15 protein-coding genes are annotated in these 16,638 nt (G+C 35.1%); 2 read left to right on the top strand and 13 right to left on the bottom strand.

The features are described from left to right. Positions 1-13 precede the first annotated feature (13 nt). From BHF71_RS09920 to BHF71_RS09865, 12 genes are all read right to left on the bottom strand, one after another. The gene (locus tag BHF71_RS09920; protein ID WP_069657481.1) at positions 14-1,009 is read right to left on the bottom strand and encodes a 2-oxoacid:acceptor oxidoreductase family protein; all 996 of its coding nucleotides are present in this window, start codon (positions 1,007-1,009) and stop codon (positions 14-16) included. Between the two features lie 393 nt (positions 1,010-1,402). Next, entirely contained in the window at positions 1,403-2,149 is a 747-nt protein-coding gene (kamE, locus tag BHF71_RS09915; protein ID WP_069657480.1) for a lysine 5,6-aminomutase subunit beta, read from the bottom strand. Beyond that, positions 2,139-3,716 carry a lysine 5,6-aminomutase subunit alpha gene (gene kamD, locus BHF71_RS09910; RefSeq protein ID WP_069657479.1) on the bottom strand — a complete coding sequence of 526 codons (1,578 nt, stop codon included), beginning with the start codon at positions 3,714-3,716 and terminating at the stop codon, positions 2,139-2,141. The genes kamE and kamD overlap by 11 nt, the downstream gene beginning before the upstream one ends. A 1-nt stretch (position 3,717) precedes the next feature. Next, the gene (gene kamC, locus BHF71_RS09905) at positions 3,718-5,340 is read right to left on the bottom strand and encodes a lysine 5,6-aminomutase reactivase ATPase KamC (protein ID WP_069657478.1); all 1,623 of its coding nucleotides are present in this window, start codon (positions 5,338-5,340) and stop codon (positions 3,718-3,720) included. Between the two features lie 35 nt (positions 5,341-5,375). Next, positions 5,376-6,194, bottom strand: coding sequence for a 3-keto-5-aminohexanoate cleavage enzyme (kce, locus tag BHF71_RS09900; RefSeq protein WP_069657477.1), 819 nt, complete (start codon positions 6,192-6,194; stop codon positions 5,376-5,378). Positions 6,195-6,226: 32 nt separating this feature from the next. After that, on the bottom strand, positions 6,227-6,622 hold the full coding sequence (gene kal, locus BHF71_RS09895; RefSeq protein ID WP_069657476.1) for a 3-aminobutyryl-CoA ammonia lyase: 396 nt from the start codon (positions 6,620-6,622) through the stop codon (positions 6,227-6,229). Between the two features lie 28 nt (positions 6,623-6,650). After that, positions 6,651-7,655, bottom strand: coding sequence for a lysine 5,6-aminomutase reactivase subunit KamB (kamB, locus tag BHF71_RS09890; protein ID WP_069657475.1), 1,005 nt, complete (start codon positions 7,653-7,655; stop codon positions 6,651-6,653). A gap of 13 nt (positions 7,656-7,668) precedes the next feature. Then, a complete protein-coding gene (gene kamA / locus BHF71_RS09885; RefSeq protein ID WP_084024494.1) occupies positions 7,669-8,949 on the bottom strand; it encodes a lysine 2,3-aminomutase in 1,281 nt (426 codons plus the stop codon). A 55-nt stretch (positions 8,950-9,004) separates the two neighbouring features. Further along, positions 9,005-10,048 carry an L-erythro-3,5-diaminohexanoate dehydrogenase gene (gene kdd, locus BHF71_RS09880; RefSeq protein ID WP_069657473.1) on the bottom strand — a complete coding sequence of 348 codons (1,044 nt, stop codon included), beginning with the start codon at positions 10,046-10,048 and terminating at the stop codon, positions 9,005-9,007. Between the two features lie 210 nt (positions 10,049-10,258). Further along, positions 10,259-11,638 carry a sigma-54 interaction domain-containing protein gene (locus BHF71_RS09875; protein WP_069657517.1) on the bottom strand — a complete coding sequence of 460 codons (1,380 nt, stop codon included), beginning with the start codon at positions 11,636-11,638 and terminating at the stop codon, positions 10,259-10,261. A gap of 180 nt (positions 11,639-11,818) precedes the next feature. Then, positions 11,819-12,427 carry a LysM peptidoglycan-binding domain-containing protein gene (locus BHF71_RS09870; protein WP_069657472.1) on the bottom strand — a complete coding sequence of 203 codons (609 nt, stop codon included), beginning with the start codon at positions 12,425-12,427 and terminating at the stop codon, positions 11,819-11,821. 83 nt (positions 12,428-12,510) lie between these two features. Continuing rightward, positions 12,511-13,101: a CPBP family intramembrane glutamic endopeptidase gene (locus tag BHF71_RS09865; RefSeq protein ID WP_069657471.1), complete on the bottom strand. Its 591-nt coding sequence runs from the start codon at positions 13,099-13,101 to the stop codon at positions 12,511-12,513. 120 nt (positions 13,102-13,221) lie between these two features. Here BHF71_RS09865 and BHF71_RS09860 point away from each other — a divergent pair, with 120 nt between their 5' ends. Both BHF71_RS09860 and BHF71_RS09855 read left to right on the top strand, forming a co-directional pair. Beyond that, the gene (locus BHF71_RS09860; RefSeq protein ID WP_069657470.1) at positions 13,222-14,040 is read left to right on the top strand and encodes a hypothetical protein; all 819 of its coding nucleotides are present in this window, start codon (positions 13,222-13,224) and stop codon (positions 14,038-14,040) included. A 159-nt stretch (positions 14,041-14,199) separates the two neighbouring features. Then, positions 14,200-14,409: a ferredoxin gene (locus BHF71_RS09855; RefSeq protein ID WP_069657469.1), complete on the top strand. Its 210-nt coding sequence runs from the start codon at positions 14,200-14,202 to the stop codon at positions 14,407-14,409. A 137-nt stretch (positions 14,410-14,546) separates the two neighbouring features. Here the strand turns inward: BHF71_RS09855 and BHF71_RS09850 are convergent, their stop codons facing one another. Then, the gene (locus BHF71_RS09850; protein WP_069657468.1) at positions 14,547-16,595 is read right to left on the bottom strand and encodes a sodium-translocating pyrophosphatase; all 2,049 of its coding nucleotides are present in this window, start codon (positions 16,593-16,595) and stop codon (positions 14,547-14,549) included. Between the last annotated feature and the right edge of the window lie 43 nt (positions 16,596-16,638).

The following is a 16,638-nucleotide window of genomic DNA, read 5'->3' as shown; positions in this document are numbered from 1 at the left end:
TATAACTCCTCCCTTAATTAGAAGCTAATTTAAATTTGTGAGGTACGCGATGTTCGTCAGCATATCCATCAGTTTCACGAATAGTTGTTAACGCACCAGTTGGACATACATCTACACATTTTAGACATCCTTTACAGTATTGATAATCAATACCTTTTAAGAACATTTGAGGACGACCTTTTTTATCCTCTTTTTCTTCCCAAACAAAGCATAAATCAGGGCACGCGATATCACAGTTAGCACAGTTGATACACTTATCAGCATTGTACTCAGGTAAGAATCCTTGACGAGAACCACTTAAATCTTTTAGGATTGTATTCCCAGGATTTGTGATAACACCACCGATAGGTTGGGTTTCGTATCCAACCGCTGATTTTTGACGAACAAATTCTGATACTGCATTTTGGTCTGCTTCAAATGTTTTAAATACTACTTCGTTATATCCACGATCAAATGTTTTAATGTTAGAATCAACTAAATGAGGATACTTTTCTTCAAATGTTGCACGAATAACATTTTTAATTGCTTCAGGATTTAAGAATTCAGCTACTCTAAAGATTGCGCCTAACATAGCTGTATTAACACGTGTTTTCTCTTCAACTGCAATATTTAGCGCATCTACAACAGCTACAGTTCCTGATTTAAGATTTAATTCCTCACGAATTTCATCAACTGACTTACTGGTATTTACAATAATAACTCCGTCCGGCAATAAACCATTTGCAACATCAACTGTTTTGAATAATGCTTCATGGAATACACCGATAATGTGTGGACGTTCTATTGGACTACTAATACGTAGTTCACCTTCACTAAAACGAACAAAAGACTTAACTGGAGTACCTTTCTTCTCTGAACCATAGGAAGAGAAGTGAGCACCGTTTAAGCCAAGACCAAGCACCCCTGCTTCAGCTAACATTTTACCAGCTAAATGAGCACCTAGTCCTCCAATCGACTCAAGTCGAATTTCAAAAAAGCCAAGGTCATTTTTTATCGGTAATTTAGACATTAAAAAAATACCCCCTCACCATATAATAAAAGCCTGTAACAGACTTTTGAGTAAAGAATGAAACAACTTAATTTTTAATTTGATGTACACCGTTTACATTGCATGAAAATAATGCATGTCACATCCCCACACTCCGATTATAACAGTATAAAAGAAGTCGAGCAACAGGATTTTTATTATTTAATAAAATTTTAAATTACATGTCACAAATATGTTAATATCAACTAAAATTGTGATCTTTTTTTTAAAATGATAAAGAATCTGTGTTGTAACAGAAGAGAAAATTATTATATAACAGTATTAAATTCTATGTTTGTAATAAAACAGGAGGGTTGATTTCCCTCCTGCTTTAATTTTAGAGCATATTAAATTGGTATTAATAGAACATTAATTCTATGTTATATTCCGTTTTATCATTTGATCAACTATAAAGGAAGCCACATCAGCAGCAACAGTTCCCGAACCAAATCCAGCATCATAGCCTAGTTCCAAGGCCAATTCATGATTAATTCGAGGTCCACCACATATTAGTAGTACTTTCTTTCGAAGTCCTGCCGCTTCAACTAATTCAACCAATTCCGTTAAGTTAGATAAATGAATTCCTTTTTGTGTAACAACTTGAGAAACTAAAATGACATCAGCATCAACTTCAATCGCTTTTGCCAGTAAATCCTCATTACTTACCTGTGCACCTAAGTTATAGGCTTCTATCATCTGATAACGTTCTAAACCATATTCACCATGATAACCTTTCATATTCATAATCGCATCTATCCCAACAGTATGGGCATCTGTTCCAGTACAAGCACCTACTACTTTTATTTTTCTTTTTATTTCTTCTTCTATTTTGCGATTAATTTCATAAAAATCCATGCGTTTATTTTCTAACTTCGAAACTTTAATCTTGGTAAAATCAATTGAGTGAATCAGTTTTCCGTAAAGGATGAAAAAGGTGAAATTCTCGCCTAAATCCTTCATATGATACACTTGAATTTCTTCTAATCCCATTTTTTTTGCTATCAACTTTGCCGCTTCTTTAGCTTCATCTCCATAGGGAACAGGTAAGGTAAAACTTAATTGAACTGCACCATCATTTACAGTGTCGCCGTAAGGTTTAATTTTTGTAAAATCAATGCTCATTTACCTTACCTCCCACTCCTAATTCTCTCTTTAGCAATTCTTCAAATGGATTAAAATAATCATCCCTTTTATCAAAGACACCGTCTAAACCTTTGCCACCAACAAAAGAACGTTTCACATCGGCAAACATACCTTGTTCAATAGCTTTAAATAATCCTAATTGCTCAACATCATCTAGCATTTTTGCGGCTTTTTCTAGTACCTCATTTGCCCTCTTCTCTAATCTGCCACCTCGAAGGAATTGGATCTCTTCGCTTAAGTGACGAATATTATTCATCACATACTTAGCATTTTCTATAGATAGTTGTCGATCTTGCATATATGGAGTATGCATCGCTTCCGTCATCATCCCTAATAGTTGAATCCCTTGTCCAGTCAACATTCCAACAAAATTAAACATTGCATCTTGGATATGACCTTTAAAGATGTTTCCTGTCATATATTTAGTGGGAGGCATATATTTAATCGGTGCGTTAGGGAAAATTTGCCTTACCATTTGAGCTTGTGCTAATTCTAGTAAGAAACCGTCTTCAAAATCAGGGTTAATTTCAAAAGCGTGTCCTAATCCCATCTGTTCTTCTTTTAATCCAGCACGTTTTGCCAATTGTTCGTTAATAAATTGGGAAGCTAACACTGTATGTGCAGCTTCTACTGCATCTGCAGTGGTTAAATAATTGTCTTCTCCTGTATTAATGATAATCCCAGCATAGGCAATGATCATTCTTGAAAAAGCTTGGTCAATTAGTGTTCTTTGCATATTTATATCCCTAAATAATATTCCGTATAAGGCATCATTTAACATAACATCTAATCGCTCTACTGCTCCCATCGCTGCAATTTCTGGCATACATAAACCAGAACTATAGTTACATAAGCGAATATATCTACCAACCTCTTCCCCAACTTCATCTAAAGCTTTTCGCATGATTTTAAAATTTTCTTGAGTAGCATATGTTCCTCCAAATCCTTCCCTAGTAGCACCATATGGAACATAGTCAAGTAAACTTTGACCGGTAGTACGAATAACAGCAATAATATCCGCACCTTGTCTTGCTGCAGCTTGAGCTTGGATCACATCTTCATAAATATCCCCAGTTGCTACAATCACATATAGATAAGGTTGGTTTCCTTCACCTAATCTTTCTAGATATTTATTTCTTTCTTCCCTTTGTCGTTTTATCTGCTCTAAACCAGATTTCGCTAGTTTATACCCAAGTTCTTTAACTTCCTCCTCTGAAACCCCTTTACACGCTACCCAATCAATTTTATTTTGATCAACGGCATTAGCAACTTCTTGGGCCGAAATTCCATAGGTTATCATTGCTCTACAAACCCATTTCACCGCACCTTCATCAAGATTTCCTTGTTCTTTTAAATGATCTACTAAAAGGTTAACATAAGGTATTCCTTCGGAATTTGCTCCATCTATCCCCATCAATCTCAATAAAGTTCTTTCAATGGTATCAGTACTTCTTTTGTCAACAAATTCATTTATTTGATCAGCAATAACACTAGCAGAATGTCTTGCTTTTTCTATTAAATCTTGGTTTAAATATAACTTACCCATTCTAATCCTCCCTACTACGTAACTGATGAAGATAGTTTTTAGCATCTTCAACTACTTCACTTGGTAATCCTAAATTTTCTGCCACAGTGATAGCTTCAAAAACCATCTTTCCACCATCCATTTTGGTTGGTTGATAATTTTTTACCTCATATAGGGTTATCCCTTTTTCTTGGATAAGATTGGGGAAATGAGAAACAAATAGCGAATAACTTCCTGCTTTTTTTCTTAAATATCTAAGAATAGCAATTGCAATAGCTTCTCCTTCAATGGGATTAGTACCTCTCCCCACTTCATCAATCAAGTAAAAAACTTTACCACCAAAGGAAAGATTCTTGCTAATACGTACTATTTCAGCACCAAAGGAACTTAATCCCATGTTAATATCCTGAAAATCACCAGTAATTAAAGATAAATGGGAAATGAAGGAAAAACGAAACTCCTCAGCTGGAACGTAAAATCCATATTGGGCTAATGCTACCATCAATCCAACAGTACGTAATATTATGGTTTTACCACTCATATTTGCGCCAAATAGTACAGAAACCTTATCCTCCAACTCTATAGTGATCGGTTTCATATCATGTTGTTTTTGAAGCCAAACTTCTCTAATAAAGGGGTGAATCCCATTTTTTAATAGAATGTTACATCTTACATCTTCCTTGGTAGTGGAATTCTTAATTATCGGTTTTACACCATTTAATTCGATAGCCATTTGCGCTTTTTTATACAATACTTCTATCTTCGTCCATTGATGATGAGCATTTATCAATTCTTTGGCTTCAACGGAAAATTGAGCTAAAAATTCTTTAAATCTTCGTTCTTCTTCCTTTTCTATCATTTGTTCTAAATCTGTTAAATCTTTAGCTATTTTCCTTTCTAGCTCTAAAGGAACAAGTCGAAAAACCATTTCTTCTCCCTGTTGACGAAGAAGCTTAAATAGATGATCTTCTAAGATTCTTGGCAATCTATCATCTGTCGTTTGTAACAGTAAATAGCCTTCAGAGTTGAGTGTCACCTTATACTTATTTTCCACTTGTTCTTTGTGTGATTTTTCAAGGTGATATATTTTTTTCAGCAACTCCCGCTTTCTTCTTCTTAATTCCTTTAATCTTTGATCATCAATATCCTGTAAAGCAAAATCTGGATAATAACTTCTTGCAGTACTACTTGGTTGTAGCCGTTGTAACCATTTTCCCCAATCATGTTGAAGCATCTTATACCAATTGGTATTTACTAAAAGAGCTTTTTCATTATCGTTTAAATTTTGATTTATAATTTCACTAAGAGAATGACTAAACCACAAAAATTGTTTAATATGAAAGCCATCTATCAATGGATCGATTCTGGAATAATCCTGATAAATTATCCAGTCTAGCAATAATTGAATATCATTAAATTTAGAATAGAGTTGATCTAGCTCCTGTAACAAAAATTTATTTCTCTTTAACATTTGAATGAGGATTGTTAACTGTTCCATTTCCTCATTCCATTTTTCTTCTTCACCAATTTGATAAGGTTGCATATTATTCCATAGCTTCCTAGCTAATTTACTTTGTGGAACATAGGGATTGATAACTTCCTCAAAATATATTTGTTGTTTCGTATCCTCGATAAACCATGACATTTTCCATTCTCCTTTATCTTCATGGAAAAATTTAGTTAATCTGAAGTTAGTCCAAGAATTTTCCTAGCCTCCTTTGGAGTTGCAACCTCTCGGCCAAGTTCTTCAGCAAGTCGTACCACTCTAGCAACTAACTCGCTGTTACTCTTTGCTAAAACACCTTTTTTGTAATAGATATTATCCTCTAACCCAACTCTTACGTGTCCTCCTAAAGGAAGGGCAAGCATCGCCATAGGTAATTGATGACGCCCAATTCCAGCTACTGACCAAGTTGCTCCTTTTGGAAGATGATCAATCAAATGTAATAAATGTTTAGCAGTTGCCGGAATGCCTCCAGGAACACCCATCACAAAATCAAAATGCAGATGCCCTTCTACCAATCCCTCGTTAACTAATCTCATTGCATTAAAAATCATTCCTACATCAAAAATCTCAAATTCTGCTCTTACTCCATATTTTTTAAGTTCCTTGGCAAAACTCCTGATATCTTCAGGTTTATTTAAGAAAACCTCATCACCAAAATTAACAGTACCTGTGGTCAAAGTTGCCATTTCAGGATTTAAGGTTACCGGTTGAATTCTTTCTTCGGGTGTCATCCCAACGGCCCCACCTGTAGAAACTTGGATTATGATGTCTACTCTCTCTCTTATTTTCTTGATCGTTTCTTCAAAAATCTTTTTGTCTTGGGTCGGTCTTCCTTCTTTATCCCTCACATGTAAGTGAACAATAGCTGCTCCAGCTTTAGCTGCTTTTTCTACATCAATGGCGATTTCATCAGGGGTAGTAGGTAAATATGGAGTATCCTCTTTTGTTATTTCTGCACCAACAACCGCAGCTGTAATAATAACTTTTTCCATCATCCCACCTCAAACTGATAAAATTAGTTTATTCAATCCCTCTTATTTTGCAATTCTTTAGGCACCATACAGGTTCCAGTCGCTCTGGTTACTAAAAGAGGCTTATCTAAGACTCTAGCCCTAGATGGCACCTTAGGATCAATATTAGCTTCTATAACTTTATACGCTTCAAAGGACATCTTCCTTGATGTGTTACCTATTTTAGTAATCCGTCCTCTTGCTTCAATGTAATCTCCTGAATACACCGGCGCCTTAAACTCAACCATATCGTAGGCCACAAACAAGCCTTCATCACCATCTAGTCGTATTAATAATTCAGTAGCCACGTCACCAAATAGGGCTAACATTCTAGCACCATCAACCAAATCGCCGCCATAATGGGCATCCGCTTGACTCATTCTCACCCGTATAACTACATCATCATTCATCCAAATCTCTCCTTAACGTATTTCAGTCTCAATGAACTTTTAATTTATCTCGCCAAACATCAAAAATAGGGATAGTTTCTTTTGTGTATTTTTGTACGATTTGTTCTATCTTCTCTTCCATTAATTTTGAGGAAAAAGAATAACCTTCTGGCGAATAAGGATTATAGGCTATTCCGTTGATTTTTATCGAGTTTACTACTTGGATTGATCCACCTAGCCTCTGCCATTTTTCTTCTAATGTTGAAGAAACAAAACTCTTTAATCCATTTTGTAAAACGATATTAAATATCTTTTTTTCCTGAATCATTTTCATCAATAATCTATCGGTCAATACCCCTGGCAATAACATCCATTCTAATTCCTCAATAATGTCATTAGTAAAAAGATATGCTGCAGGAAAGGTTTTTATTTTATCACCTTGCATGATAATTATTTTTTGTTCCTTTTCCCAAGATTGTATTAAAGTTAAAATTTTTTCATCCTTAACCTTGTCATAAAAGAAGGGACGTATTTTTTCCTCAACCTTTTTCCAAAAAATTAACTCCTGACGATGTAAACTAGCTCCAATTACTAAATATGTTGAATCCGTAATTAGAGGATTGGCACTTGATAAACGGTCATAGGCTCCATCAACTAATAATCTTTTTGTCCCAAAATCCTCAAATCTGCTAGATAAATGGGAAATATCTTCTGTTGAAGGAATCCCCAATAATTTAACAGTCCCTTCTTGAATGGCTTCCGCTAAATAAATATCTCCTATTGATGAATGTAAATTTAATTTTTCTAGAATTCGCCATCTTGCTGTTCCTATCTTCAGGCCATCCGATACGGTGGCAATAATCGTACCTTCAGGAACTAAAATTGCTGGTTTTTTATTTCCGGTCCATCCATCTTCCTGTTCTCCATCGACACCGATTGTAGTGATCCCGATTTTAATCATTTCTCGCTGATATTTCTTAATTAGATGATTAAGTAATGTGGTTTTCCCAGCATTTTTGGATAGCCCGATAATACTAATCGTTTGATAGCCCATCTTTATCGCCTTTTCAATTTATTTTTTTAATATGATCATTTTTTTCAGATCGTCTATTTAATCTTCTTAATTTACTAGGTTCTATTGTCGTCAACTCATCTTGCATAATTGCAAATACTCCTTCACTCTTTCCTTTCTGATTTTTACAATATTCACAGTTTTCCTTATCATGTGGACGATAATTTTCAGGTTCAGGATATGAGGTAATTACCCCTTCATAGTTGCGTAAAATTATTTTATCGGCACTCTGAGATACAACATAATTTGGCATAACAGGTATTTTTCCACCGCCACCAGGTGCATCAACAACAAATGTAGGTACTGCATAACCTGATGTATGACCACGAAGAGCTTCTATAATCTCAATTCCTTTAGAAACAGTTGTACGAAAATGACCTATTCCTTGGGATAAATCACATTGATAGATATAGTATGGACGAATACGGATTTTTACCAGTTCATGAACTAGCTTTTTCATTGTGTTAGGACAATCATTAATTCCGGCTAATAGTACTGATTGATTTCCTAATGGTACACCGGCATCAGCTAGTTTCTCGACAGCAACTTTTGCTTCTTTAGTTATCTCCTTTGGATGATTGAAATGGGTATTAATCCAAATTGGATGGTATTTTTTTATTATCTTTACTAAGCTATCAGTGATTCTCTGTGGAAATACTACTGGAGCACGAGTACCAATGCGGATAATCTCTATGTGGGGAATGCTTCGCAGTTCCTTTAAGATATACTCTAAGGTACGATCATTGATTAGTAAGGCATCTCCACCTGACAATAAAACGTCTCTAATTTCTTGATGATTGCGAATATAATTGATAGCAGAATCAATTTGCTTTTTTGGTACCCCTTGACCAATATGCCCTGAAAAACGTCGTCTAGTACAATGACGACAATACATTGCACACTGATTAGTAACAAGAAATAGCACCCGATCGGGATAACGATGTGTTAATCCAGGAGCAGGGGAATCTGTATCCTCGTGTAATGGATCTTCTAAATCATATCTAGTCCTTAAACTTTCATATGATAATGGTATTGCTTGACGTCTGATTGGATCATTAGGGCTATCCGGATCCATCAACATTGCATAATATGGTGTGATATTTAATGGGATAGTTGCATTAGCTACTTTAATCCCCTCTTCCTCCTCGGGAGTCAAAGTAACAACCTTTTTCAACTCATCAATGGTCCTAATTGTATGTGTCAATTGCCACAACCAATCACTCCACTGCTCCTTCGAAACATCTTTCCATAATTCAACTTCCCGCCAATCCCTCACTTTATTCTCCTCCTTATAAATTTATAAAAGGTTCCTTTTTATCAAAACATTTCTTTTATTTCCCATATTTTTCTTCAAAGTACGACCTTAATAAAGTTGCTGAACGAATCGTATCAAAAGCAATTTGGGCATGAGCTTTGGTGTATCCGTTACCAATAATCATTTCTATATCTTTTCCAACACCTTCTGCACCTAGTGCCGCCTTTGTAAAACTGGTTGCCATGCTAAAGAAATACACCCTACCCTCATCCTTAGTCGCTAAAATTGATGACATTTCAGTATCGGGGACATTTACGCAATTAATAGTAAGATCCGCCAACTCTCCATTAGTTGCCTCTTCAACTATTTTTAAAACCTCAAGTGAATCCCGGGCATCAACTTGATATACTTCGTCAGCAATTTGTAATTCCTCGATCATCTTAACCGCACTAGAATCGTATTCTAAAGCTATCACCTTACCTGTTGCTCCCGCTTTTGTTTTTGCTTGATACAAGGACAAGAGTCCTGATTTGCCACCGGCCCCTAAAACAACAACTGTTTCTCCTTTTCGTGTCATTTTTGCCGTCTGTGCTGGTGCACCAGCTACATCTAGTACTGCCAAGGCTAACTTTCTAGGTATATCATCTGGTAATTTCGCATATACACCACTAGCAAAAAGGATAGCTTTTCCCTTAATAAAGACCTGAGCTGTTTTTTCCTCTATCTTGATAATCTCCTCGATAAACAAAGGTGTTAAGGATAAAGATACTAAAGTTGCTATCTCATCCCCTTTCTTTAATCCTTTAGTTAAGGCTGGGCTGTTAACACCAATATCTTCAACAATTCCAATTAACATACCACCAGAGCCTGTTACTGGATTATGTTGTTTACCCCTCTTAGCAACAGTATCCAAAATAAACCCTTTTACCTTTTCTAAATCACCATTTGCTGCTTCTTTCATTTGATTAAAGGAAGCTGAGTCAATATTTAATATCTTTACATCAATTAAAATTTCGTTGTCATATAGGGTCATTGTGTTATCTATTTTCCATGCAGGCTGTGGTAAACTCCCCTTAGGCTCTATTACCCGATGAATACCGTAAAAATGTCCTTTTTTCAAACTTTTTCCCCTCTTCCTCGCTATAATCGAGATACATTTCCTTGTAAAATCAAAATGATTATTTTTCTATTATTGTTAATATTGCAAATTTTGTGCCAAAAAATAAAAAACCACTTCTCTTAGTGGTTTTTGTTAAGTAGCGTATTTACGATTTTTAAAAAATAGCTCTTTAATGCCGAAAATCAGGCACTATATCTCTCAGTAAACAAATTATTTAAAGTACTTCATAATCTTATATTGCAATGTCTGTCTAGGAATCTTCAAGCGTTTCGCTGCTTTCTTGATATTATTATTTTCTACCTTTAATGCCTTTGTTATCAACTCTTTTTCAATATTGTCCAAAATATCTCTAAGGCTTTTATCTTCGATATCAATATCATTACAAAATAAATAATCTTTTTCTTTCTCTAATGATTGCAAATGCTCCGGAAGATTTAAGAGTTCAATGGTATCTCCCTCTATGATATTCATAGCATATTCGATGACGTGCTCTAATTCTCGAACATTCCCAGGCCAAAAGTATTTTTGAAATATCTTTTCAACTTGGGGAGATACCCCAATTATTAGTTTTTGAAAACGATAATTATATTTTTGAATAAAATATTTTGATAACAGAGGAATATCTTCCAATCTTTCTCTAAGGGGTGGAATTTTAAGATGTACAACATTAATTCGATAATATAAATCGGAGCGAATTGCGCCATTTTTTACTGCTTCGATTGGATTCACATTGGTAGCTACTATCACCCTAACATTAACACGACGATCAAATGTATCCCCAACTCTACGCACTATTCCATCTTGTAAAACTCGCAACAATTTGGCCTGAAGTTCAATCGGCATCGAATTTATCTCATCAAGAAATAAGGTTCCATTATGAGCTAATTCAAACAAACCTGGACGATTTTCTGCTCCTGTAAAACTACCTTTTACAGTTCCAAAGAGTATCCCCTCTAATAAGGGTACTGGTATAGCCGCACAATTTTGGGCGATAAACGGCTGATCTCTTCGTGGAGAATGATTATGAATAGATTGAACAAATAATTCCTTCCCCGTTCCTGTCTCACCTTCAATTAGTATCGGAGAGTCCGTAAAAGAAGCCTTTTTAGCTAATTCTATCAACTTTTTCATTTTAGGATCTTGGGTAATAATATCGTTAAATTGGAATTTTGCTTGGACCACTTTAGAGCTTTTGTTGATGACTGGAGCTTTGACCTGGGATTGTAAATCAATTAACTTTTCTGAAAGATGCTTTATCTTACTTATATCTTTGGCAATCTCAACAGCTCCAACTAGTTTGCCATTTACTATTATAGGTAAAGTGGTATTAACAGTAACAACCTGTAATCCATTCTTATTCGTATATTGTTGATGTTGATTAATAATTGGCCTTCCGGTTTCAATCACTTTTAATAACGTACTACTTTCTCTGTTTAAAGATGGAAATACGTCAAATAAATGACGATTTAATACTTCCTCAACTTGCAAACCATCATGTTTAGCAGCCACATGATTATAGAATATTGTTATTCCTTCTTGATTTACAACGTGTATTCCCTCATCAATCGTCCCTAAAATCGCTTCTAACATCTCTTTTTCAACGGTCTTTATCTTCGAATTTTTATAATTAATAAAGATCCCTCCCACCTAAAACAAACTAAATGCCAAATTTTCGTCACTAAGTATCTAAAATTCGGCACAATTTGAAATAGATTGCTAACAAAAAAATAGTCCCCATTCAATTTATTTACTCGAGGACTATTGCTTGATCTAATCAATATTGTCTAAAATTTCTTTGCTAGGAATTTTTAATTCAAAACCAGCATAAATATCGTTTACGTCAGCTAAACCATTATATTTAGCTAAAGCTTCCACATATTCACCTGAACCAAAATATTTTAGGCTGATCCTAAACAGATTCTCTCCAGGTGCTACGACATGAATGGTTGCATCTTGATCATCATTGTTTACTTCAACTGTGGTTTGTTCTACCCCATCTAGAATTTGTGAGTCAGTTTCACTTGAAGAGGTAACACCTAGATCTTCATCTTCTTCTATTGTACTCTCATTATTTTCAATATTTTCTTGTCCATCAACCACTAATGAGTCTCCTGAAGAATATGATATTTCATTATTCTCCTGCAAACCTATATCTACCTCTTCACTTTTATGTCCGGATAATTGAAAAAATATGAGAGAAGCAATAACGACTATAAAAACAAAAGAACTAATAAATAAATATGCGGAATTCCAGTTTATTTTGATAGAATTGCCATATTCATTAGAACCATGAATTGTACTTCTTGGTGGTAAAGAATGATGATCTGTCTTCATAGCTATCTCCATTTCTTCGTGTTCTCGTTCAAAGTCTTCTACCACGACAATCCCACCTTTCTTTATACTTCATGCCAAGAATTCGACATTTTTCTTTTTTTTCCTGCAGAAACGTTATAATTTGTCACTTAATTCTTATATATTAACCACCTTTTTTTGATGGTGACACCCAACAAGAAATCTATAGTAACATGCGCAACCACCCCTGCAAACCAACCTACATTCATAACCAATATTCCTAATCCGATACTTATCAAAAAAGTAGATGTGACTAAAACCACTTTATTTAGATATCTAACATGAATAATCGTAAAAATAACACTCGTACCCAATATCCCTAATAACGATTGAAGGACTCCTCTAAAAAGTAATTCTTCGCTAAATCCAACTATAGTCGTCATTACAGCAATGTGCCAAATCGATAAATTACTAAATAATTTTTCATTAATTCCTCCATCATCTATCCATGTTTTTGGTAACAACTTAGACATTAATAAATCAATAGCTACTACTAAAATACCAAAAACTAAACCTAAATAAAATTTATCAGTTATTTTTTCAGGAAATAAGTAATTAACAACCTCTAGTGGATTAAGATCAAAAAATATATAATAAAGCAATAAAGCAATTGTTAAAATTAAAAACTGAGTTAAGTACAAATTAAAGATTAGCAATTTATGATCTATTTCAGTAATATTTATCTTCCGATTTAACTTCATGGCTTCTCCTTCATGCATTTAGTACTGTAATATTTACATATTAGCATATTTTTCATTTAAGTTTCTCGTTTTTTTTCTTATACTTAATGTAAGAGAACAATTATCTTTGGAGGATAAAAGATGAGCACTGATAAACTAACTTTAAAAGATTATATTATTGTTTACTTTATTATCTTTTTATTAGCTTCCTTTATCGCGGGTTTTTTTATCGGAGCTAAGGTAATGGAGAATAAAATTAAAAATAGTGATGCCCTCAACGTAACAACAAATGAAAAACCCATTTATACAAAAAACGAAATTACCAAGTTTTATTATCAAATATTTGCACCAATCCGAGCATATAATCAAGATATTTATCAACTGATAAACAAAGAAGAACCAATAAACGAGGAAATAAAAACCTCTATGATTAGCGTAGGAAATAGTCTTCTGTCTGATATAGAAATTTATACATTTGAATCTCCTCAATTAAAAGAAGCTGTTGATCAATTAAAAGATAATATTAATTTGGTGATTAAAGTTTTATCAAATGGCAAAAAACAAGAAATCAATCAAGCAATAGCACAATACCTAAGTAGTCAACGGGAATTTTATCGTAGTATTTGGATCTGGGAACAAATATTACACGATGGTAATGACCAAGTTGTTGAGGATACCAAAATTGACTGGAATGTTTGGAGTAAAGCGAATCTTCATAAAAAAAATTTTATAATAGCTAAGATAATTGCGGAACAAGCCATCAATACATTTTATCGTCCTGAAGATATTACTGTACATATCGACGCAATCTTAAGGACAAACGGCAACAAAAATACGACAGATTTAATTGATGTTGTGGACTTACTGATCTCTTCCGAATCGGTACATGATAAGGATTTCTTAAAGTATTCAAACTGGTATTCTGATGAAATTCTACCCGAAATTCCTAATTTTTATTAATACGAACCAATAACCTTTAAAATTAACCAAAACAATCCAAAAATCCACAAAAGTTCTTAAATAGACTTGCATTATGAGTAAAGACACTCTAAAATAAATAAGGTAAGTTAATAATTAACTTATCTTATAGCCTTTTATTAAATATGGGAGGTGAAAACTATGAAAACATATGTAGATAAAGAAACCTGTATTGCATGTGGTGCTTGTGGTGCAACTGCTCCTGATGTATTTGATTTTGATGATGATGGTATTGCATATAACGTAATGGATGACAACCAAGGTACTGCTGATATCCCAGAGGATTTACAAGATGATGTTCGTGATGCAGCAGACGGTTGCCCAACTGATTCCATTAAGATTGAAGAGTAAGTCAATCGGGTACATAGAACCACCTAGATATTCTAGGTGGTTTTTTTAACAACCAAAAAGAGCTGACATCAAAAGGAAACTTTACCTTCTCTCTGAGTCAGCTCTTTTAAAGTATTATTTTATTTTGTTATTGTAGACTAAAATAAGGCAGCGATAATTGGAGCGATTATTAAAGAAATGGTACCCATAACCTTAATAAGTGGGTTCATCGCAGGACCAGCTGTATCCTTGAATGGATCTCCTACTGTATCACCAATAACTGCTGCTGCATGAGCATCTGTACCTTTTCCACCATGAACACCAGTTTCAATATATTTCTTTGCGTTATCCCAAGCACCACCAGCATTTGACATGAAGATAGCAATCAGTACCCCTGATGCTGTAGCTCCTGCCAAAGTCGCTCCTAAAGCTAGTGGTCCAAGTAAGAAACCAACTACGATAGGAGTTCCAATAGCTAATGCACCCGGAGCCACCATTTCCTTGATCGCAGCCTTTGTACTGATGTCTACACATCTTGCATAATCAGGCTTAGCTTTACCTTCCATTATACCTGGAATTTCTCTGAACTGTCTTCTCACTTCTTCAATCATTTCAAAAGCCGCTCTACCTACCGCATCCATCGCCTGGGATGCTACAACAAACGGTACTGTAGCACCAATAAATAATCCTACAACTACCATTGGATCTAGTAAGTTTATAGCTGATAAATCTGCAGATTTTGCATATGCTGTGAATAGAGCCATTGCAGTTAGTGCCGCAGAACCGATCGCAAATCCTTTAGCGACTGCTGCGGTTGTATTACCCACGGCATCCAACTTATCAGTATTTTTACGTACTTCTGGACCTAATTCAGCCATTTCTGCTATACCACCAGCATTATCTGCCACAGGTCCAAAAGAGTCTATGGCAACAACCATTCCTGCAGCTGATAACATTCCCATTGCCGCCATTGCTATTCCATAAATACCAAAACCATTTGCCAATTCTTGTGCCACATAGTACGAACCACCAATTGCTAATACGATCACAAGCATTGGTGCCGCAGTACTTCTTAAGCCAACTGCAAGACCTTTGATGATATTAGTAGCAGGACCGGTTAATGATGCTTCCGCAATCAACTTTACCGACTTCTTATGATAAGAAGTATAAACCTCAGTTAAGTAACCAATTGCAATATTAGTGATCAATCCAAATAATAGCGCCAACCATATTCCTAAGCTATTATCACCAAAAAGATAGCTTGCAACAAAATATGTACCCACACCAATAATGGCATTAGTTGACCATAAACCAATGTTTAAAGCAGTTTGTGGATTACCTTCATCATCATTAAGTTTTACAAAGAAAGTACTTATTATTGCTGCAAAGATACCAAGGGCACCAACCAATAATGGAAAAATAACTCCTTCAATACCTAAAATTGAATTACCGATAATCATAGCTGCGATACTAGTTGCTGCATAAGACTCAAATAAGTCTGCCCCCATTCCTGCTGTATCTCCTACATTATCTCCAACGTTATCCGCAATAACCGCTGGATTTCGTGGGTCATCTTCTGGGATACCTGCTTCTACCTTACCTACAAGGTCAGCACCAACGTCAGCAGCCTTAGTATAAATTCCGCCACCAACCCTTGCAAATAGAGCAACAGCACTAGCTCCAAAAGCAAAACTATTGATTACCACAGGATTTCCATACACAAGAAATAACCCTGACACTCCAGCTAATGCTAAACCGGCAACGGAAAGTCCCATTACAGCACCGCCACGGAATGATACAGTTAAAGCTTTGCCAAGACTTGTTCTAGCAGCATTTGTTGTACGAGCATTTGACTTAGTTGTGCTAATCATACCAGCATATCCAGCTAGTGCTGATGAGATAGCACCAACTAAAAATGAGATAGGTAGAGCTGTTTTAGGTAGAGATTCTGCTCCTTCAGCACCGTGAGCAAAAAGGGAAGGATCTACGAAAAACAATACTATTGTAATAACTGCAACTATAGGTAGTAATGTTCTATATTGTCTGTTTAAGAAAGCCATTGCTCCCTCAAAAATTGCATCAGACAATTCTTTCATCCGTGAAGTACCCATACTCTCTCTAAGAACGATAGCCAAGAATATTCCTGCAGACACGATTGAAATTACTCCTGCAAAAAAGGCTATCCATGTTAATGTCATAGTTTCCATTTGCTAAATTTCCTCCTTTTCGTAATTAACTTGCTCTCTCTAC

Origin of the sequence: Vulcanibacillus modesticaldus, from assembly GCF_001730235.1 — a bacterium.
GTDB lineage: Bacteria > Bacillota > Bacilli > Tepidibacillales > Tepidibacillaceae > Vulcanibacillus > Vulcanibacillus modesticaldus.
Note: the sequence above shows the minus strand (reverse complement) of the source record. Positions and strands in the feature narration are given on the sequence as shown.

What these genes read in the sequence shown, in the direction of transcription:
- BHF71_RS09860 (WP_069657470.1), top strand. Translation starts at nt 13,222, where the DNA reads ATGAGCACTGATAAACTAACTTTAAAAGATTATATTATTGTTTACTTT.
- BHF71_RS09850 (WP_069657468.1), bottom strand. Translation starts at nt 16,595, where the DNA reads ATGGAAACTATGACATTAACATGGATAGCCTTTTTTGCAGGAGTAATT.
- kamD (WP_069657479.1), bottom strand. Translation starts at nt 3,716, where the DNA reads ATGGGTAAGTTATATTTAAACCAAGATTTAATAGAAAAAGCAAGACAT.
- kamB (WP_069657475.1), bottom strand. Translation starts at nt 7,655, where the DNA reads ATGGGCTATCAAACGATTAGTATTATCGGGCTATCCAAAAATGCTGGG.
- kamC (WP_069657478.1), bottom strand. Translation starts at nt 5,340, where the DNA reads ATGTCATGGTTTATCGAGGATACGAAACAACAAATATATTTTGAGGAA.
- BHF71_RS09855 (WP_069657469.1), top strand. Translation starts at nt 14,200, where the DNA reads ATGAAAACATATGTAGATAAAGAAACCTGTATTGCATGTGGTGCTTGT.
- BHF71_RS09875 (WP_069657517.1), bottom strand. Translation starts at nt 11,638, where the DNA reads ATGTTAGAAGCGATTTTAGGGACGATTGATGAGGGAATACACGTTGTA.
- BHF71_RS09920 (WP_069657481.1), bottom strand. Translation starts at nt 1,009, where the DNA reads ATGTCTAAATTACCGATAAAAAATGACCTTGGCTTTTTTGAAATTCGA.
- kce (WP_069657477.1), bottom strand. Translation starts at nt 6,194, where the DNA reads ATGGAAAAAGTTATTATTACAGCTGCGGTTGTTGGTGCAGAAATAACA.
- BHF71_RS09865 (WP_069657471.1), bottom strand. Translation starts at nt 13,101, where the DNA reads ATGAAGTTAAATCGGAAGATAAATATTACTGAAATAGATCATAAATTG.
- kamE (WP_069657480.1), bottom strand. Translation starts at nt 2,149, where the DNA reads ATGAGCATTGATTTTACAAAAATTAAACCTTACGGCGACACTGTAAAT.
- kal (WP_069657476.1), bottom strand. Translation starts at nt 6,622, where the DNA reads ATGAATGATGATGTAGTTATACGGGTGAGAATGAGTCAAGCGGATGCC.